Source organism: Ectobacillus soli (genome assembly GCF_042610425.1).
GTDB lineage: Bacteria > Bacillota > Bacilli > Bacillales > Bacillaceae_G > Ectobacillus.
On record NZ_JBGJZM010000001.1, the window covers coordinates 1,061,866 to 1,081,537 of the forward strand.

General features: G+C 35.8%; 20 protein-coding genes. 15 read left to right on the forward strand and 5 right to left on the reverse strand.

What is annotated here, in order from left to right:
- Positions 1 to 18 precede the first annotated feature (18 nt).
- The gene (locus ACAN53_RS05600) at positions 19 to 867 is read right to left on the reverse strand and encodes an alpha/beta hydrolase family protein (RefSeq protein ID WP_379967887.1); all 849 of its coding nucleotides are present in this window, start codon (positions 865 to 867) and stop codon (positions 19 to 21) included.
- 302 nt (positions 868 to 1,169) lie between these two features.
- On the opposite strand from ACAN53_RS05600, the gene ACAN53_RS05605 reads away from it, so the two are divergent.
- Complete coding sequence (locus ACAN53_RS05605) at positions 1,170 to 1,985, forward strand: polysaccharide deacetylase family protein (RefSeq protein WP_379967889.1); 816 nt, start codon at positions 1,170 to 1,172, stop codon at positions 1,983 to 1,985.
- 101 nt (positions 1,986 to 2,086) lie between these two features.
- Here the strand turns inward: ACAN53_RS05605 and ACAN53_RS05610 are convergent, their stop codons facing one another.
- Entirely contained in the window at positions 2,087 to 2,665 is a 579-nt protein-coding gene (locus ACAN53_RS05610) for an HD domain-containing protein (RefSeq protein ID WP_379967891.1), read from the reverse strand.
- Between the two features lie 310 nt (positions 2,666 to 2,975).
- On the opposite strand from ACAN53_RS05610, the gene ACAN53_RS05615 reads away from it, so the two are divergent.
- The gene (locus tag ACAN53_RS05615; RefSeq protein ID WP_379967893.1) at positions 2,976 to 3,290 is read left to right on the forward strand and encodes a YckD family protein; all 315 of its coding nucleotides are present in this window, start codon (positions 2,976 to 2,978) and stop codon (positions 3,288 to 3,290) included.
- Between the two features lie 221 nt (positions 3,291 to 3,511).
- On the opposite strand, the gene ACAN53_RS05620 is transcribed toward ACAN53_RS05615, so the two are convergent.
- The gene (locus ACAN53_RS05620; protein WP_379967895.1) at positions 3,512 to 3,802 is read right to left on the reverse strand and encodes an SAV0927 family protein; all 291 of its coding nucleotides are present in this window, start codon (positions 3,800 to 3,802) and stop codon (positions 3,512 to 3,514) included.
- A 729-nt stretch (positions 3,803 to 4,531) separates the two neighbouring features.
- On the opposite strand from ACAN53_RS05620, the gene ACAN53_RS05625 reads away from it, so the two are divergent.
- The 6 genes from ACAN53_RS05625 to ACAN53_RS05650 all read left to right on the forward strand — a co-directional run bounded on the left by ACAN53_RS05625 (position 4,532) and on the right by ACAN53_RS05650 (position 10,344).
- Entirely contained in the window at positions 4,532 to 4,885 is a 354-nt protein-coding gene (locus tag ACAN53_RS05625; RefSeq protein WP_379967897.1) for a DUF4870 domain-containing protein, read from the forward strand.
- Positions 4,886 to 5,222: 337 nt separating this feature from the next.
- Positions 5,223 to 6,422 carry a branched-chain amino acid ABC transporter substrate-binding protein gene (locus tag ACAN53_RS05630; protein ID WP_379967899.1) on the forward strand — a complete coding sequence of 400 codons (1,200 nt, stop codon included), beginning with the start codon at positions 5,223 to 5,225 and terminating at the stop codon, positions 6,420 to 6,422.
- Positions 6,423 to 6,579: 157 nt separating this feature from the next.
- Positions 6,580 to 7,566 carry a branched-chain amino acid ABC transporter permease gene (locus ACAN53_RS05635; protein ID WP_379967901.1) on the forward strand — a complete coding sequence of 329 codons (987 nt, stop codon included), beginning with the start codon at positions 6,580 to 6,582 and terminating at the stop codon, positions 7,564 to 7,566.
- Between the two features lie 9 nt (positions 7,567 to 7,575).
- Positions 7,576 to 8,841, forward strand: a complete 1,266-nt coding sequence (locus tag ACAN53_RS05640) for a branched-chain amino acid ABC transporter permease (protein WP_379967903.1) — start codon at positions 7,576 to 7,578, stop codon at positions 8,839 to 8,841.
- 11 nt (positions 8,842 to 8,852) lie between these two features.
- The gene (locus ACAN53_RS05645; protein ID WP_379967905.1) at positions 8,853 to 9,626 is read left to right on the forward strand and encodes an ABC transporter ATP-binding protein; all 774 of its coding nucleotides are present in this window, start codon (positions 8,853 to 8,855) and stop codon (positions 9,624 to 9,626) included.
- Between the two features lie 16 nt (positions 9,627 to 9,642).
- Complete coding sequence (locus ACAN53_RS05650) at positions 9,643 to 10,344, forward strand: ABC transporter ATP-binding protein (protein ID WP_379967907.1); 702 nt, start codon at positions 9,643 to 9,645, stop codon at positions 10,342 to 10,344.
- 62 nt (positions 10,345 to 10,406) lie between these two features.
- On the opposite strand, the gene msrA is transcribed toward ACAN53_RS05650, so the two are convergent.
- On the reverse strand, positions 10,407 to 10,940 hold the full coding sequence (gene msrA / locus ACAN53_RS05655; RefSeq protein ID WP_379967909.1) for a peptide-methionine (S)-S-oxide reductase MsrA: 534 nt from the start codon (positions 10,938 to 10,940) through the stop codon (positions 10,407 to 10,409).
- A gap of 315 nt (positions 10,941 to 11,255) precedes the next feature.
- Here msrA and ACAN53_RS05660 point away from each other — a divergent pair, with 315 nt between their 5' ends.
- The 5 genes from ACAN53_RS05660 to ACAN53_RS05680 all read left to right on the forward strand — a co-directional run bounded on the left by ACAN53_RS05660 (position 11,256) and on the right by ACAN53_RS05680 (position 17,213).
- Positions 11,256 to 11,900, forward strand: a complete 645-nt coding sequence (locus ACAN53_RS05660; protein ID WP_379967911.1) for an HD domain-containing protein — start codon at positions 11,256 to 11,258, stop codon at positions 11,898 to 11,900.
- A gap of 258 nt (positions 11,901 to 12,158) precedes the next feature.
- Positions 12,159 to 12,386: a helix-turn-helix domain-containing protein gene (locus ACAN53_RS05665; protein ID WP_379967913.1), complete on the forward strand. Its 228-nt coding sequence runs from the start codon at positions 12,159 to 12,161 to the stop codon at positions 12,384 to 12,386.
- A gap of 178 nt (positions 12,387 to 12,564) precedes the next feature.
- On the forward strand, positions 12,565 to 14,184 hold the full coding sequence (locus tag ACAN53_RS05670) for an ABC-F family ATP-binding cassette domain-containing protein (protein WP_379967915.1): 1,620 nt from the start codon (positions 12,565 to 12,567) through the stop codon (positions 14,182 to 14,184).
- 542 nt (positions 14,185 to 14,726) lie between these two features.
- The gene (locus tag ACAN53_RS05675) at positions 14,727 to 16,388 is read left to right on the forward strand and encodes a peptide ABC transporter substrate-binding protein (RefSeq protein ID WP_379967917.1); all 1,662 of its coding nucleotides are present in this window, start codon (positions 14,727 to 14,729) and stop codon (positions 16,386 to 16,388) included.
- A gap of 108 nt (positions 16,389 to 16,496) precedes the next feature.
- Positions 16,497 to 17,213: a class I SAM-dependent methyltransferase gene (locus ACAN53_RS05680; protein ID WP_379967919.1), complete on the forward strand. Its 717-nt coding sequence runs from the start codon at positions 16,497 to 16,499 to the stop codon at positions 17,211 to 17,213.
- A gap of 68 nt (positions 17,214 to 17,281) precedes the next feature.
- Here the strand turns inward: ACAN53_RS05680 and ACAN53_RS05685 are convergent, their stop codons facing one another.
- Positions 17,282 to 17,596: a hypothetical protein gene (locus ACAN53_RS05685; RefSeq protein ID WP_379967921.1), complete on the reverse strand. Its 315-nt coding sequence runs from the start codon at positions 17,594 to 17,596 to the stop codon at positions 17,282 to 17,284.
- A 128-nt stretch (positions 17,597 to 17,724) separates the two neighbouring features.
- On the opposite strand from ACAN53_RS05685, the gene ACAN53_RS05690 reads away from it, so the two are divergent.
- Positions 17,725 to 18,489: a hypothetical protein gene (locus tag ACAN53_RS05690; RefSeq protein ID WP_379967923.1), complete on the forward strand. Its 765-nt coding sequence runs from the start codon at positions 17,725 to 17,727 to the stop codon at positions 18,487 to 18,489.
- A gap of 88 nt (positions 18,490 to 18,577) precedes the next feature.
- Positions 18,578 to 19,567: an aldo/keto reductase gene (locus ACAN53_RS05695; protein WP_379967925.1), complete on the forward strand. Its 990-nt coding sequence runs from the start codon at positions 18,578 to 18,580 to the stop codon at positions 19,565 to 19,567.
- Positions 19,568 to 19,672: the final 105 nt, after the last annotated feature.

The following is a 19,672-nucleotide window of genomic DNA, read 5'->3' on the forward strand; positions in this document are numbered from 1 at the left end:
CGGAAAAATGAATTACTATTATTTCCGGTTGTATGTATGGGTAATCCAATGAAACATTTTTTGTAACGTTTCATTGCGAACATCTGGCGGTAGGTGATGTCCGTAGCCTTTCAGTGGTAACAGTTCTACTTCTGCCTTATTGTCTTTTAAAGCTTCATACATGGCTTGACCATGACTATAATCAACTTGGACATCATTTGTTCCATGTATAATTAGAACGGGACAATGGATATCATGTGTCATATGAATAGGAGATCGTTGTTGATAAGCAGCTGGATTTCTTGCAGGAGTCCCATGTAAGACTCGTTTTAACATTCTTCTTAGTTCAATCCGTTCTTCATATGTTTTTGTAACGTCAGATACACCACCCCAAAGTATGAGTGATTGTATATTTCCGAGTTCAGCCGCTGCTTGCGTTGCATTAATCGATCCTCGGGAAAATCCTAGAATAGAAATGTTTCCATTACAAAAGGGGAGTTGCTCTAGCAATTCATAGGCTGCAGCTACATCGTGCTTGTCTGCTCCTCCGAATTCATCTCGTCCTTCTCCGCCTTCATTTCCTTGGTAAGCAGGAGCAAATACTACATAGCCAAAATTCGTATATTCCTCAATCCAACTCGTACGAACTTTCCCCACTTTCCATATGCCACCTCTGCAATAAATAAGTCCAGGCAGTTGGTAGGACATGATGTTCTTTGTTGGTCGTTGTAAGGAACAAGTAAGTTTTGTAATGGGAAGTGTATGTTCTCCGTATAGGATTCTTATTTCGTTTTGTATATGTGAAAGGGGAAGGTCGTATTCATTTGGAATTCCTAAGTACCCTTTTATCTTTAATCCATTTGAAATATAAGTAACATGGTAAATCATTGTATCCATCTCCAATAAATTGAATTGCTATATCAAAAACAATAACGCTAGTGAATAGTAATCGCAAGATATATGCATGATTTGGGGAAGAAACGGATTGGTCTACGTCTCTTAAAAAGGTATTTTGATTTTGTTAGAGATAATCTATTAAATGTAAAGTAGTGGTAGTTAAGAGTGAAAAAACATTTTACCTATATCTATTGTGTATTCGAATGAAATTTATTATTAATTAACTACAAAATAGATTAAGTATAGAGTATGATTATAGAGTACTAGGAAGTTACAAACAGGGGGATTAAAAGATGATTAGCTTGAAAAAAGTAGGAATGCTTGCAATCCTGTGTATGGGTGTTTTCTCAGTCGCTGTAGGTTGTTCTTCTAATCAAAAAACAGCAGCTGCTGCAAGTGAAACGAAAACACAAACGGTTCAGGAACTTGCTACAATTCCTACATCGAGTTCTTTGAAGGAAGAACCGGTGCAATTTAATGGTCAAATTCGAAAAGTAGCATACTTAACTTTTGATGATGGCCCAGGTAAATTTACAGCCCAAGTATTGGACATTTTGAAACAAAACAATATTAAGGCAACTTTTTTCCTAATTGGTTCTCATGCTGAGCAGTACAAAGATCTTGTGCAAAGAGAAGTAAAAGAAGGAAATTATGTGGGCATGCATAGTATGTCGCATGATTATAAAAAGTTGTATGTTCAAGGCGATTTTGTTAATGAAATGGAAGAAGATCAACAACTAATTAAAAAAATCTCTGGGGTGGAATCTCATTTAGTACGTCCACCATATGGATCTATGCCTGGTTTAAATCAACAATTGCGTGATAAAGTGGCGGATGCTCATTTAAAGATTTGGGATTGGACGATTGATTCTTTGGACTGGAAATATAATAAAGTACCCGCGGATAAATCAGTTCCTGCTATTGTACAAAATGTTGTATCGCAAGCTAAAGGAAATCGTGAAGTTATTCTTATGCATGATATTCATCAACAATCTTTAGATGCGCTTCCTGCAGTTATTAAGGCGGTTAAAGACAAGGGCTATGAATTTGAAGTGTATAGTGATCAAGAACATTTCAGCCTGAATTTTTGGCACGACAATCGGTTATAAAAAGACACTTCTATTATACTTCCTCCAAAAAAGGCCTTTACAAAAAGTAAAGGCCTTTTTTGGGTATATTTGTTATGGACTATCATCAAATTAAGTTTACCTTATTCGTGAACTAGTTTTCTGCAATTAGTATGGTTAGTTGGAGTATTCTTCATAGAAATCAGAGAGCCATTTAGATAACATTCTATCATTTCATCCAAACGTCGTATGGCACTAAGTGCCTTTTCTTGAGAAATTCTGCGATAATGATGGTTTCCACCTAGCTCTTCATCCATTTCATCTGCTGTTTTTACAATTTGCTGTAGTGTGCTTCTTTGTATAATAGCGCCGGGTAAGTATGAATCGGTATGAAGTAATATAGCGAGTGAAATTTCTTTCGCATCTTTTGGATTTTCTCCTAAACGAATAAGTAGTTTATGTGCACGTTCAGCGCCTTTAATCGCATGAATATCGTTCTTCTTATATAAATCATAGTCCCATTTACCATTATTGTACCAAGTATAATGTCCGATATCATGTAAGAATCCTGCTTTTGTAGCTAAATCTACAGAAATGTTATGTTCCTTTGCTAAGTGAAACGCATGATAGGCAACAGATAAGGCATGCACCATACCGGATCGATTTACATACTTCTGGACAATACGATGACTATATAATTGTTCTAACGTTACGTTACGCATATCATTCGCTCTCCTTTGCTACATAATTTTTCCCCTTATTTTATTCATGTTTATTTTCCCGCATATTTCCGAAAAATTAGTTAGAATTCGTTAATATATTCAGAACATTGTACTGTATTACAGCTGTTTCGTAAAGTATTTTCATTCCATTTTCCTTATTTAAAACTGGAAAAAGTATGTATGTTTCGATGAAAGTAAAACGTGGCAATAAAGGAAGACAAAGATTTGCCTATAACAGTTCGAATTTGTTTGTATAGTATTTGCAGATTGGTGAAAACTAACGTGGATAACTGTGAAGGAGAGTGCTTGAATGAAAATTTTATCTTCAATACTTGTTTTGCTGATTATGCTGTTTGGCGGGCAAGACTTTGCACATGCTAATGAAATGAAACCGGAAAAAGTTCTTACAGCTGAGCAGAAAAAAGAGATTGCATCGTTGCAACGTGATATTTTAACAAAAAGGAAAGAAATCATATCCAAGTATGTAAAGTATGGAGTGATTACAAAGGAAAAGGGCGATGCAATGATTGTTCATTTACAAGAACACTACGATACTCTTGAGAAAAATGGTTTTATTCATAAAAGAGATAAACACCATCAACATATAAAAGAGAATACCCCATAAAGAAAGAGGTTTGTTTCAAGAAGGACACTGAAAAAATTCATTTAGTGCCCTTTTTTCATGGATGTGCAAGATTTTTCTCCCTTATTCTAAGAGTTCTACCATTTGCTTTAATAAGAAAACAGGTATCGTTCTCTGTATGTATGAGAACGATACCTGTTCATCTGTATGGGACCTTTTTAATGCTCTCATTTCGAGAGCACTTTTTCCTGGCTTTTCCTTACTTAATACTGATCAGCATGGAGTTCTTGCCCTAACAAATAAGTTAAAAATCTTCCTACTTCCTTTGTATCTTCAGGGTGTACACCGAGCTTAGGTGCCCAATAGCTCGTATTCGGTATATCGTCATCACACAACAGAGCCATACGTTCACTTTGAAGAGAGACGACCATTGCTTTCCCTAAAAACTTCACAGAATAGATGATAGTTAAGTCATAGCGATGATTACCAGCTGAAATACAGTAGTAATGAATGTTTTGCCGTTCATTTTCTTCTGACAAGATATCAAAGTTCATTCTTACCACTCCTTTTTAATTGTCTCTTGCGTAATAGGCTGCTGAAGATTCCATAATTTGTGTACGATTGTTAAAAATATGGCGACTTGTACACATTATTACGTAATTTTATAAATTCGCCATAGAGTATAGTATATTCCTTCTATGTCACAAAAATGTTACTTTTGGACTCAGGGAACGGGCCAAAAAAAAAGGGAACTTATTTACGAAGAGACAGAAATAGTTCTTCCTATGCTAGGTATATAATTGTGTATACATAGGGATTGATTTCAGCATCATTATTTAAATAAAGAGCAGCTTTCTTCTTAAAGGGATTATCAACAATTACTACATCGAATCAGTCCGGTTTCGCTTAATAGTAAGCACATTGTGCAGATGAGATAACCACCTCCAATAATTAGAACATCGCATGTAACATCCTCCTCTAAGGAGGGATATTGAGGAGCATTTGGAAATATAGTTGGCCAGTACAATGTTCCTGATTGTAGATTCATCTAGTGTCACCCCATTCTTAATTGCTAGCCATTCTGTTCATTATCGTTGCCGAAAAAGGAATTGATATGCATGCATTTCGGTTTTGAGAATTGATCCTAAAATAATTGGATTACTAAACCACAAAGAATTTTTACGCATATTTGTACATGTATTTCAATACTATTTAGTGAATGAATAATTTCAGGAATAAGTTAACGTCTGCGTTATATAAAATTGTATAAGAGGAGTGAGAAGATGACAGAAAAGGAATTAATAAAAGAAGAGAAATTATGGGGGATGTTTGCACATCTCTCCTCGCTAGCTGGATTTTTTACAGGAATTGGATTTATTGTTGGGCCATTAATTGTGTGGTTAGTAAAGAAAGACGAGAGTGCGTTTGTAGATAGTGAGGGGAAGGAATCATTAAATTTTCAAATTAGTATGCTCATTTATTATATTGTTGCAGGCCTACTTTCTCTTGTATTAATCGGTCTCATTCTTATCCCTATTCTGGCGGTGTATCAACTTGTTATTGCTATTATCGCAGCGGTTAAAGCAAAGGATGGTCAACACTTTCGTTACCCTCTTACTATTCGTTTTATCAAATAAAATAGTATTCTAGTGTTCTAAAACTTCGGCAGTTATGCCGGAGTTTTTTTTATAAAAGGTAATAGATGTTGAGGAATTTTATGATAACAAGAAGTAGAAAAGTTATTGTATAATATTCTCGTGAAAATACAATTCTGTAAGCGCTTTACATAATGAATTTGCGAGAAACCCATGATAGAACTATTTATTTTATAGTAGAGAATGTGGAGTATAGCAGAATTTGTCGTAAATTATTTGTGAATTAGTGTTGTACAAAAACAATAAATCTTTTATTATTAAATTAAATATTCTAAATATTTTAAATATTTAGAAGAAATAATAAATAGGAGGGTTACATGTGTTATTAAAAAAAGAGATGTCATTTGTTCTAGCAGCTTCACTCGTATTCGGAATTTTGGCTGGATGTGGAAAAACAGATCAAGCATCTAGTTCAGCTTCGGGTGGAACTGGACAAGTTATTAAAATTGCAACGCAGTCTCCTTTGTCAGGTTCAAGTGCAACATCAGGTGAAGCAATTGAACTAGGAGCAAAATTGAAAGTTGAGGACGCAAAAGAAGAATTTAAGAAACTAGGATATGATTTACAATTTGTTCCTTATGATGATCAAGGTGATCCTAAAAAAGGTGCAGCAAACGCTCAGCTTATAGCTTCAGATGCACAAATTCTTGGAGTGGTTGGTCATTTAAATTCAGGTGTTGCCATTCCATCATCTGAAGTGTATGAAAAAAATAATATTGTCATGGTATCTCCTTCTAATACAGCAACTGCAGTTACTGACAGAGGGTTAAAAACAGTTAATCGCATATGTGCACGCGATGATTTCCAAGGACCTGCGGGAGCAGATTATGCAATGAAAACATTGAACGCAAAGAAAATTTTCGTTATCGACGATAAAACAGCATATGGTTCTGGTCTTGCTAAAGAATTTGGAGATGCTGTAAAGAAAAACGGCGGAACATTAGCTGGTACTGAATCCATTACAGTTGGTGAAAAAGATTTCAGCGGCGTATTAAATAAAGTAAAAGCTTCCAATGCAGATTTGATATTTTTTGGGGGATTATACGCTGAGGGTGGCTTAATTGTAAAGCAAGCTCGTGACAAAGGCATTACAGCTCCAATTCTTGGCGGAGATGCAATCGATTCAAAATCAATGGTAGACATAGCTGGTACAAGTATTGTTGATACTTATTTTACATCAGTAGCAGCAGATGTAACGAAAACTGCTGAAGGTAAAAAGTTTGCAGATGCATATAAGCAAAAATTTAATAAGGATGTAGAAGGATACTCAGCATATGGATATGATTCAGCAGGCGTTCTGCTTCAAGGGCTTAAAGATGCAATTGCAGCAAATGGAAATAAGCTTCCTTCTCGTCAACAAGTAGCAGAATCCGTACGTAAAATACAAGATTATCAAGGTGTTGTAACAAAAGTTGGATTTGATAGTAAAGGTGATAATAAGTTCGCTAAAGTTTATATTTATAAGTTTGATGGAGCAAAATATCCTGGCGTACAACAAGGAGAAATAGAAAAGAAATAAGCTTGGAGAGCGGGTACAAGAATCTTTGTACCTGCTTATATTATATTTTTCTTTTATTTCTAAAAAAAGAAATATGTGATTATACAGATTAATTAGAACAAGTGCGGCATAGGAGGGTATTCCGTACTAATAGATAAATAGAAAGCGAGGAACAAGCATGCTGAACGCAATATTGAATACTTTACCACAAGTTCTGATCGACGGTTTAACGCTGGGCTCTGTATATGCCACAATTGCCTTAGGGTATACGATGGTATATGGAATCTTGGAGCTGATTAACTTTGCACATGGAGAAATCTTCATGAGTGGAGCTTTTATCGGGACCGGTCTTTTACTTGTGATGACAGGATTCGGTTGGTTAGGAGCGATGCCGGCAATTTTAGCTCTTATTCTTGTGGTAGTAGTAGCTGGGGTAATAACCGGATTTTTAGGAATGGGAATTGAGAGGGTGGCTTACCGGCCATTACGAACTGCGCCAAAGCTAATTACACTCATTACAGCAATTGGAGTTTCCTTTTTGCTGCAAGATATCGTTCGTTTTATTACTGAACTTCGACAAGGAAATTACATTGTAACTGGACCTTCCTTATTTACAGATAAGGTTTCCATTCAAGCTTCTCATCTCTTACCGATGTTTAGTGATGCACAGCTAAAGTCATCTTCTATTATTCTCATTCTAATAGCAATTGTAATGATGATTTCTTTAGATTTTTTCGTTAACCGGACGAAATGGGGAATCGCAATGCGTGCTGTGGCGCTTGATCGTGAAACAGCGTCATTAATGTCCATTAATGTAAACAAGGTAATATCGTTAACGTTTTTTATTGGATCTGGACTTGGAGGAGCAACAGGGGTATTATTTGCCATGCAATATGGAACAATTGATCCGTATATTGGATTTATTTTAGGATTAAAGGCATTTACAGCTGCTGTAATGGGTGGGATTGGTAATATTCGGGGAGCCATGGTAGGCGGTATACTATTAGGAATTCTTGAAATGTTTGCAGCAACGAATCTTACTATATTTACAGGCGGATTATTTGGATCCGAGTATAAAGATGTGTTTGCGTTTATTATCCTAATTTTAATTCTTATTTTTAAGCCAGAAGGAATTTTTGGCAAAGCAGTCACAGAGAAAGTGTAGGTGATACGCATGTTAAAATTCAAACAAAACAAGCTATTACAAGGTGTATTACTTGCCTTATATATTGTAATTACGTCAGCCAGCTTATATTTTTCACAAAAGTCCGTTATTGCCTTTTTATTACTTCTTTTTTCTCTCTTGTTACTTTATTACACTAGCTTTACAACAAGAATAAAATGGATGATTGGTCTCGTGGAATTATTTTTGGTAGTACCATTTGCTGCAAGCGGTGGGCAAGCTTATCAATCTTATATGGAAGTCGCTACTTTAGTAGGAATTTATGTTGCAATGGCATTAGGATTAAATATTGTAGTTGGATTTGCTGGTCTTCTCGACCTAGGGTTTATTGCTTTCTTTGCAGTTGGAGCTTATACGTACGGAATCTTTTCTACTGCACAGGCAAGTAACTTTATGCCATTTGGTCATTATCCGTTATCTGGTGAAAGCTTCTGGATTTTTATCCTCATAGGAGGCTTTATCGCAGCCCTTTTCGGTATATTACTAGGAATTCCGGTTTTGCGTGTGAAAGGGGATTATTTAGCGATTGTAACGTTAGGGTTTGGTGAAATAATTCGCATTATATTTAATAATTTGGATAAACCAGTTAATATTACGAACGGGGCAATGGGCTTGACATCGATTCAAGCGCCTCAGCTTTTTGGTATTAGCTTTAGTAATGCTAGTCAATTTTATTACGTAGTACTTGTTATTTTACTATTCGTAATTTTTGCAGTCAGACGTCTTGAATACTCAAAAGTTGGACGTTCTTGGAAGGCAGTACGAGAAAATGAAATTGCTGCACAGGCGATGGGAATTCATCTTGTACGAACGAAGTTGCTTGCTTTCGCAATTGGTGCATCTTTTTCAGGAATGATGGGAGTTGTGTTTGCGGCTAAGCAGATGTTTATAGATCCTACTAGTTTTACGATGATAGAGTCTACAACCATCCTCGTAATGGTACTACTAGGTGGGATGGGAAGTGTTCCTGGTGTTATTCTCGGCGCAGCAGTAGTTACGATTTTAAATTTACAAGTACTTGCAGAGCTAACGAACTATTTAAATGCACTAACACAAAATGGAACCATAAATATTCCAGATGCACTCTCTCCAGCAAAAATGCAACGTTTCATTTTCGGCGGTATTCTCATTCTATTTGCCTTGTATCGATCTCAAGGATTAATCCCAGCAAAAAATCCAACTTTTAATAAAGCAGAGCTGGAAAAAACAACGAAACAAGAAAATGCGAAAATTGAGGAAAAAGCATTTGGAGCATAGGAGGTGCCAAGATGATTTTAACAGTTAAAAATGTAACAAAACGCTTTGGCGGTCTTACGGCAGTGAAATCAATTGATATGACTGTTGAAAAAGGCTCCATTACAGCAGTGATAGGTCCAAATGGTGCAGGTAAGACAACTTTCTTTAATATGGTCACAGGTGTATATAAGCCAGATGAGGGGGAAATTATCCTTGATTCGAAACCATTAGTCGGTTTAAAACCTCATAGTATTTCTCGAGCTGGTATTGCTCGTACATTTCAAAATATTCGACTTTTTAATAATATTACCGTCCTTGAAAATGTCATGGTCGGTGCGCACAATCATTTAAAGAGCACATTTGTAGGGGTATTATTAGACTTACCCCATGTAAAGCGGGAAGAAAAAGAGGCACAACGCGAAGCATTTCGTCTTCTTACCTATGTAGGACTTGGTGATTACTTAAATGAGGAGGCCCAAAATTTACCGTACGGTGCACAGCGTAGGCTAGAGATTGCTCGGGCTCTTGCTTCTAAGCCGAAGGTTCTTTTACTTGATGAGCCAGCTGCTGGTATGAATCCAAAAGAAACAAGGGAGCTAACGGATTTAATTTTTCGTATTCGAGAAGAATTAGGGATTACCATTATTTTGATTGAGCACGATATGAAGCTTATTATGAAGATTTCAGAGCATATCATTGTTCTTGATCATGGTGAAAAAATTGCAGAAGGTAAACCAGAAGAAATTCGAAATAATCCAAAGGTAATCGAAGCTTATCTTGGAAAGAGCGCAGTGGCGGCAGAGTAAAGGAGGAATAGAAGCAATGCTACAAATGAATAATGTTCATGCATACTATGGTGGAATTCATGCATTAAAAGGGGTTACCATTAGCGTTGAAAAAGGGGAAATTGTGACGTTGATTGGCAGCAATGGGGCTGGAAAATCAACGACATTAAAAACAATAAGTGGACAGGTGGTTCCAAAGGATGGAACGGTTACATTTGAAGGAAACAATATAACAAAACAACTGCCACATCTTACAGCGCTGTCCGGTATTGCTCACGTACCAGAAGGACGCCGGATTTTTTCCCGACTTTCTGTTCTGGAAAATTTAGAAATGGGTGCTTTCTCTGTTAAAGATAAAAAGGTAGTAAAGGAACGGATAGAACAGGTGTTTTATTATTTTCCAAAGTTAAAGGAACGTCTCGATCAACAAGGAGGTACGATGAGTGGCGGGGAGCAACAAATGCTTGCCATTGGAAGAGCATTGATGAGTAAACCGCATTTATTAATGCTAGATGAGCCCTCTATGGGTCTGGCTCCTATTATTGTAGAGCAAATATTCGAAATTATAAAAGATTTAAATAAAGAGGGAATGACAATTCTTCTTGTGGAACAAAATGCTTACCAAGCCCTTCAAATCGCTCATCGCGGATATGTAATTCAAACTGGTGAAATTAAAATGGTAGGAAAAGGTTCCGAACTATTGAAGGATGAAATTGTAAAGGAAGCATACTTAGCTTAGTAAACAATAGGGAAGGTGCAAAAGATTGCACCTTCCTTATTTGTGATTGTTCCTGTGAACAGTTAGTTCTTCCAATTTTTTTCAATAAATGTAGCGCGTCCGGATTCTATACGTTCTTGTTTGTATTTTTCGGGATTTTTCTTGTAAAAATGTTGATGATATTCTTCTGCTTCAAAAAACGTGTCGGCAGGAAGAATGCTTGTGACAACAGGCTTTTGAAAGCGACCGCTACGTTCTACTGCCTGCTTCGATTCTTCCGCTAGTTCCTTTTGTTTATTAGAATAGTAGAAAATTGCAGTTCGATACTGCGTTCCACGATCAAAAAATTGTCCACCATCATCGGTTGGATCAATTTGTGGCCAATAAAGTTCTAGCAGTTTTTCATAAGGAAATATAGTAGGATCGAACTGTATTTGCACAACTTCGTAATGTCCTGTCGTCCCACTTTTCACTTGCTCATAGGTAGGATGGTCAACACTTCCACCAGAATAACCAGAAACTACTCTTACAATACCTGGTAATTCATCAAATGGTTTGACCATGCACCAGAAGCATCCTCCGGCAAACATAGCAAATTCAATTCGAGATTCTTCCATTATCTATTCATCCTTTCATTATGTAGGTACTATTGTATTTATAGTAAGTTTCACTGAGAAACACAATCGGTACTCAGTAAATTTATGCCTCTTCACCGCGTGAATAGCAATTATTATAACTGAAGTATGTTTTCATGTAAAACAATGTACAAGTAGACTCCTATAATAGATATAGAAAAATATTACATTTGAAATAAGAAAACTAAAATACATAAATCTTTATATAAGCTAAACACAAAAATCCATTGACAAGGATTATAATGGAATTAATGGCATTTTCATCAAAATTTCATATTGAAGAAAAGAGGGATGGGATTGAGTTGGATTACAACATTAAAAAACGAAATGGATATTACGGGGAATTTAGAAAAAGACGTGGAGTCCTTTTACAAACATTTTAATGCCCTACCCCTGTTTTTGCATTCTGTCGATGTCGCAGAGGAATGTAGAAACCTAGCGAATCTTTTCCATACTAATGAAAAAAACGCACATATTACAGGTTATTTACATGATATAAGCTCTGTCATTCCTAAGGAAAATATTATGGAAGCTGTTCTTGATTTGAATATAGCTGTATTACCCGAAGAAACCCAATTTCCATATCTACTATATCAGAAATTATCGGCGGCACTTGCTCAAGAACTGTTTCAAATAGATAATAAGGAAGTATTAAGTGCTTTAGAGTGTCACACAACATTAAAGAAAAAATGTAAAAAACAAGACCTCATTTTATTCGTAGCAGATAAAATAAAATGGGGTAAAATTGGAAATCCACCATATATTGCAGCAATTCATATGGAATGGCAAAAATCATTAGAGCATGCCGCATATTGTTACATTACATATGTATGGGAAAGAAGAAATCAATACCAGGTCATTCATCCTTGGCTAATAGAAGCATATTATGATTTAAAGGAAAAGTTAGAAATCTCTTTCTCTAGTGAAAATGATACGAAATGAAAATGTTTTGTATACGACTCGTTATAAATTTTTAACTACATGTATATGAGTGTAGGTGAACTTAATAATATAAGTATTGTGAATACGAAAGAATTTGGTATATGATAAATATAGTATATGATAGAGTTGGATTTGATTGCTATGACTTTGATAACGATAGGGTGTTTAATATTATTTTAGTATGTATTGTCTAATCTTTTTTTTAGAATGTATGTGATTTTGTTTTTTAGTAATATAAAGTATATTCGGGTGATTGCAATGGAAAAAGAAGAGATGTTACTCATCAAAATAGGGAATACGATAAAATTGGAAAGAATGAAAAATGGACTTTCACAGGCAGACCTTGCTCAACAATCTAATCTTCATAAGAATTTTATTGGTATGGTAGAGCGAGGGCAACGCGGACCTACGATTTCTTCTTTACAAAAAATTTGTTTAGCATTGGGTATTAGCTTAACCGAATTTTTTCAATCTTTAAATTTATAATTGCATAAGAAAATGGCCAAAGGTGTTGACTCATGGGGTATTCTTACTACTTTCATTAGTAAAAAGACATTTGTACAAAGCGTATAAATGTCTTTTTGTATTTCTTATGTAGTTTACGCTCAATTGCTACGTATAGTACAATAATACTGTAACTCAAAATGTCTGGAGGAAATTAACATTGATCCAAGTTAGCAATGTAAGTTTACGATACGGAGACCGAAAATTATTTGAAGATGTAAATATAAAGTTTACACCAGGAAATTGTTATGGTCTGATTGGCGCAAATGGAGCTGGAAAATCTACGTTTATTAAAGTATTATCTGGTGAAATTGAGCCTAATACTGGAGATGTATTTATTACCCCTGGAGAGCGTCTTGCTGTTTTAAAACAAAATCACTTTGAATTTGATGATTATGCAGTAATTGACACAGTTATAATGGGCCATTCTCGTTTATATGAGGTTATGCAAGAAAAAAATGCAATCTATATGAAGGAAAACTTTACGGATGAAGACGGTATGCGTGCGGCAGAATTGGAAGCGGAATTTGCAGAAATGAACGGTTGGGAATCTGAAGCAGACGCCGCTATATTACTTAAAGGTGTTGGAATAGACGAAGAACTACATCAAAAGAAGATGGCTGAGCTAACAGGTGCTGAAAAGGTGAAAGTATTATTAGCGCAAGCATTATTTGGTAAGCCTGACATTCTACTTTTAGATGAACCTACCAACTATTTGGACATAAAAGCGGTACGTTGGCTTGAAAATTTTCTTCTTAATTTTGAAAACACTGTAATTGTTGTTTCGCATGATCGGTACTTTCTGAATAAAGTTTGTACACATATGGCTGATTTAGATTATGGACGTTTGCAAATATATGTAGGGAATTATGACTTTTGGTATGAATCAAGTCAACTAGCATTAAAAATGTCTCAGGATACGAATAAGAAAAAAGAAGAGAAAATAAAGGAACTTCAAGGTTTCATCGCTAGATTTAGTTCCAATGCATCGAAAGCAAAACAAGCGACGTCGCGTAAAAAATTATTAGACAAAATAACACTTGATGATATACGACCATCCTCTCGTCGTTATCCGTTTGTTGGCTTTACTCAAAATCGTGAAGTTGGTAATGATTTGCTTCAGGTTGAAGGACTATCCAAGACGATTGATGGCGAATTGGTTCTTAATAATGTGAGTTTTACTGTAAATAAGGGAGACAAAATTGCCTTTGTAGGACGTAATGAACTTGCAAATACAACTCTATTTAAGATATTATCAGGTGAATTAGAGCCAGATAGTGGCACTTATAAATGGGGTGTAACTACGACGCAAGCCTATTTTCCAAAAGACAACGCTTCTTTCTTTGAAAATAATGAATTGACGCTAGTAGAATGGTTACGTCAATTCTCTCCTGAAGATGAATCAGAAAGCTTCTTACGTGGATTTTTAGGTAGAATGCTCTTTTCTGGTGAAGAAGTAATGAAAAAAGCAAAGGTCCTTTCTGGAGGAGAGAAGGTCCGCTGCATGCTTTCCAAAATGATGCTAAGCGGTGCGAATGTATTATCTCTAGATGAGCCTACGAACCATTTGGATTTGGAGTCAATTACAGCATTAAATAATGGTTTAATTGCGTTCAAAGGAACGATTTTATTTACGTCTCATGACCATCAATTTGTACAAACTATAGCAAATCGTATTATTGAGATAGGATCCAATGGTATGATGGATAAACAAACTACGTATGATGAATATCTTGAAGATGCGGATATTCAAAAAAGAGTGGAACAATTGTATGTCTAAATATAGCTCAATAGGGTTGTAAAACGATTTCAAGTAATATTCATAATTGTATAATTTTCAACATATTTTTGAATTTCGAAAGCAGGCCTATTAACGGTCTGCTTTCCTTATTAATATAGAGAAAAAATTATGAATCCGATTCATAACATGAGGAACGAAGGGGAATAGTATACATTGTAAATGTTGATAGCATCTGGAGGTGTAAGACATATAATTCGACCATATCTTCTATAATTAAAGCGGGGAAATGATTCGGAATTATTCGAAAAATATTATATTCCGTTTTTTGTATTATAAGTATATATTATACAATATATGAAGTGTTTGTATATATGCTTACCTTTTTGTGGATAAAATGTGATGATTGATATGTAAAATCGACAAAAATGTATTTTTTTTATAATAGTACTTTACAAATCTCTAGAATTTAGTAGAATGTGTAGTAATAGAAATTTTCAGATAATTTTACTAGTAGAATTATTGTGAGATGTAAGAAAACTTCTATTTGACAAAAGATACATATAATCAAGGAGGGTACCCGAATGAATAAGAAAAAGATCACAGCTGTAGTTGCGCCTGTGCTTGTTGCCAGCTTGGCATTAAGTGCTTGCGGTACAAAAGATAACAACACAGCAAACAGTGGCACAGGAAAGTTAGCAGCAAAGCAAGTATTAAATTTAACGGATAGTGCAGAAATTCCTTCTATGGATTCTACGCTGGCAAAGGATCAAGTTTCCTTTATCGTTATGAATAACGTTATGGAAGGTCTTTACCGTTTGGATAAGGATCAAAAACCAACTCCAGGGGTAGCAGAATCGTATACAAAGAGTGATGACGGCAAAACGTATACATTCAAACTTCGCAAAGATGCGAAATGGTCGAATGGAGATCCTGTCACTGCAAAAGACTTTGTTTATTCTTGGAAGCGTGCGGTTGATCCTGCGACAAAGGCAGAATATTCTTATATCATGTTTGATATAAAGAATGCACAAGCAATTAATCAAGGTAAAGCATCACTTGACACGTTAGGTGTAAAGGCAATTGACGACAATACATTGGAAGTACAATTGGAAAATGCAGTTCCTTATTTCCTTGAATTAACTTCGTTTGGAACGTTCTATCCTCTTAACGAAAAATTCGTGAAGGCGCAAGGAGATAAATTTGGTTTAGAAGCAAGTACTACATTATATAATGGACCATTTGTTCTATCTGATTGGAAACATGAACAATCTTGGTCATATAAGAAAAATGATCAATACTGGGATAACAAAACAGTAAAATTAACAGATATTAACGTAAATGTTGTAAAAGATGTTGCGACTGGTGTTAACTTGTATGAATCAAACCAAGTAGATCGCGTTAGACTATCTTCAGAATTCGTTGATAAATACAAAGGACAAAAAGACCAATTTGTTACAGAACAACTTGCATCAACTTATTTCCTACGTTTGAATGAAAAACGTAATGGAAAAGATACACAATTAGCAAACAAAAACTTGCGTAAAGCAATCTCAATGGCATTTGATAAAAAAGGACTAGCTAACGTAATCTTAAATGATGGTTCTGTATCTGCTGATTACCTAGTTCCTAAAGATTTAGTTAAAGATTCTAGCGGTAAGGATTTCCGTGATAATAAAGGAAATCTATTATCAACGGATACAGCAAAAGCAAAAGAATACTTTGATGCTGCTAAGAAAGATCTTGGCACAGACAAAATCACTTTAGAATTCTTAAACTATGATACAGAAACTGCTAAGAAAACTGGTGAATATATTAAAGATCAATTGGAAAAGAATTTACCAGGTTTAACAGTTAACATCAAACAACAACCATTCAAACAAAAATTAGAACTTGAATCAAAACAAGATTATGAATTTTCATTAGCTGGTTGGGGTGCTGATTACCCAGATCCAATGACGTTCCTAGATATGTTTGATAGTAAGAATGCAATGAATGAAATGAGCTATTCTAATCCTGCATACGATAAAATTATCAATGATGCTAAAACTACATTGCTTGCAAATCCAAAAGATCGCCTAGATCAATTGGCTAATGCTGAAAAATTATTGTTAGACGATGCAGCTATTGCACCAATTTATCAACGTGGTGATTCCTATGCACAACGTCCGTATGTAAAAGGTATCGTAAAACATAACTTTGGCGGCGACTACTCATACAAATGGGCTTATGTAGAAGAACACTAAAATTCACATGGTTGTGAAAAACAGGGGGTGTATACTCCCTGTTTTTTTGTGCACATTTTTCTTTTCGCTACATACAAATGGTAGGAGTTTAGAATAAGGGTGATTCATGTGGAAAATCTGTATTTAGATTTATTGGCACAACTTGGTGTAAGTAGTGCACATCCGGGAGGCTTTTCTCTAACCACCCACTTACTTAGCTATCTCCCTCTCTCCTCACAATGCTCCGTATTAGATGCTGGTTGTGGCACAGGAAGGACGGCTATAAACATTGCAAATAAATATGGGTGCCATACTGTGGCAATTGATTTAAATCCAACTATGATAGCTAAAGCGAAACAAAATATCTTAAGAGAATGTGCAACGATTTCTCTCCTACAAGGCACGGTGGAAGCACTTCCATTTAACAGCGGAACATTCGATGTTGTTTTGTCAGAGTCAGTAATTGCATTTACAAACGTACAACAAACAATTGCAGAACTTAGGCGTGTCTTACGGCCAGGGGGATATCTAGCTTGTATTGAGATGTGTGTGGAACGACAACTCCGTCAGGAAGAGCAGGATGAACTTCGTAGTGTTTATGGTACAAAGGAATTTCTAACCTCGATGCAGTGGTACTATTATTTGCAGCAATCCGGCTTTTCTGATATAAGAATGGTTGAGGGGAGTACAATTGCTACTATGTTGCACTCGGCACAGGAAGTACCAAGTTGGGACGTTTCCCCGAGCATTCCCCCTTCCTATATGGACTTATTGGAAAAACATGAAAAAATCATAGCAAAATATCAACACGTACTTGGTCATCGTTCGTTCCTATGTAAAAAATAAAGGAAGTCTCCCTCAGTAATGTTCATAATCTTACTGAAGGGAGTATTATTAATTGTAGTTATGATTGATTAAAAAAAGAATAAGGCTGCAAGTGTAATGCCGACAATAAACCCAAAGGCAAGTTCTAAGCCGAATTCCCCATTGTAATCATAGCCATACCCATCGTATCGGGTATTGTCATAGCCATAATAATCTTCATCACTGTATCTTGGACCGTAGCCAAAACCACCATTGTATGGTCGCTTGCTAACGGGCTCAATCCAAACAGAATTATCTGTAATTTTTGTAATTCTTCCTACATGGTAGGAACCCTCTATATCGCGAATGTGTACAATTTTGCCATTGTATTGATGGCAAAGATGATAACAATCTTGCTTATTCATCTTTTTTCCTCCTCTCTTTTGAGCTACCATATAGTATATGGACTTGCTATAATAATGTTTGTATATCTAACTATGTACGTATCTCCTTTTTTAAAAGGACCATTATTTCCAGTGAAAGGAGGATTTCAATGTATTCGAAGAAGTCTTTTTTAGCAATCATTCTTATTTGTTTTCTAAGTATATTAGTAAGCGGATGTGCATCTGGACAAGCACATATTACGGTTCATGAAAATGGAAGTGCTGATGCTGATTTAACATTTGGACTAGAGCAACAAGTCAAAGCATATATTGGAACTTACAATCCATTTACGACGCTAGAAGATGAATTACACAATAATGGGTTTGTAATCAAGCCATTTGAAAGCCAAAGTGAGTTTGGTTTTCAGGCATCGAAGCATTTGGAGAGTATTGGACTTGAACCAAAACAATCTGGTGTTGCCCATGCTGCGTCTAAAGCAACACTTGAAAATAATGAATTTATTTCGTTTCATACAGAGCAAGTGGATAAGTATTTTTATTCGGTGTATTACGTTACGGGTAAGCTGAACATTTCAAGCTATTATAATAATTTATTACAAACAATAAACAAGCAATTTAAGGCTGCTCAGTCTGCCCCATCATTTGTAGCAAGTCAAATCAGACAAAACCTTGATTTGCGTGTGAAAGTATCTCTCCCTGTCAAAGCAATTACTTCAAATGCGAATGATGTATCTTTTGATGGGAAGGATTTGGAATGGCAAATTGATCCTACTAGTGAAAATACAGTGACAATGGCGATTACTGTACCTAATGTTCAGCATATTGTAACGGCAGCTAGTATTGTTCTCGTTTTCTTAATTGCCCTTATCCTATTTATAAAACGAAGAACAGGGACGAAAAACCAAATTTCATGATGCAAGAGATAATGTGTTTAAAGTGCGCTCTTTCGGTCACTTATGCTATGCTTATTTGTGCATACACAATTGAAATGAGGGGAAACAAATGCTAAACCAAACGGCTATACCGCTTCGAACACTCGGAAAAACAGAATTGGAGATTTCCGCACTTGGTCTTGGATGTTGGCAATTTAGTAAAGGGAGCGGTATGGTAGGTCGGTTTTGGCCAGTTTTATCGCAGGACGACATTCGTAACATTGTCAAGACTAGTTTGCAAGGTGGAATCAATTGGTTTGATACCGCTGAAGTATATGGAAAAGGGCAGTCAGAGGAAGCATTAGCAGAAGCTTTGGTAATGCTTGGTGAAGAAGCAAAGGATGCTCTAGTTGCAACGAAGTGGTGGCCACTATTTCGATCTGCTAGTAGTATTACTGCTACAATCGATAATCGAATACATGCTTTAAAAGGCCGCACAATAGACTTGTATCAAATTCATCAACCCTATGCACTTTCAAATGTTCGCTCACAGTTAATTGCAATGGCTTCGCTCATAAAGGAAGGAAAAATCCGTTATGCAGGCGTAAGTAATTTTAATGAATCAAAAATGAGGGAAGCTCATACGGTTTTGCAGGAGTTCGGATACCCACTTGCCTCTAATCAGGTGAAGTATAGCTTACTTGATCGTCGCATTGAGAAAAACGGTATTATGGATGCTGCTAAAGAGCTAGGCATTACGATTATTGCGTATTCTCCACTTGAACAAGGAATATTATCGGGCAAGTTTCATAAAAATCCAGAACTTGTGAAAAAAATTACAGGACCTCGGAAATATTTATCCTATTTCAAACCTACAGGTCTTGCAAAAACAAAGCCACTCATTGATCTTCTAGATAAACTAGCTTTAGAATATAACGTAACAACCAGTCAAATTGCATTAAATTGGTTAATTCATTTTCACGGAGACACAGTGGTGGCGATTCCAGGAGCATCGAAGATTCGACATGCAGAGGAAAATATCGGGACGCTTGGATTCAAATTATCGGAACAGCATCTTAATGAGATAGATAGGATGTCAAAGCAGGTAACTGCCAATTAAAATCGGAATACGATTTAACGAAAGGCACCTACAAGGTGTTCTTTTTTTTATGCATATGATAAAATTCAGTAAAATCCGATAAAATTAATGGGTAAAAACTATTGA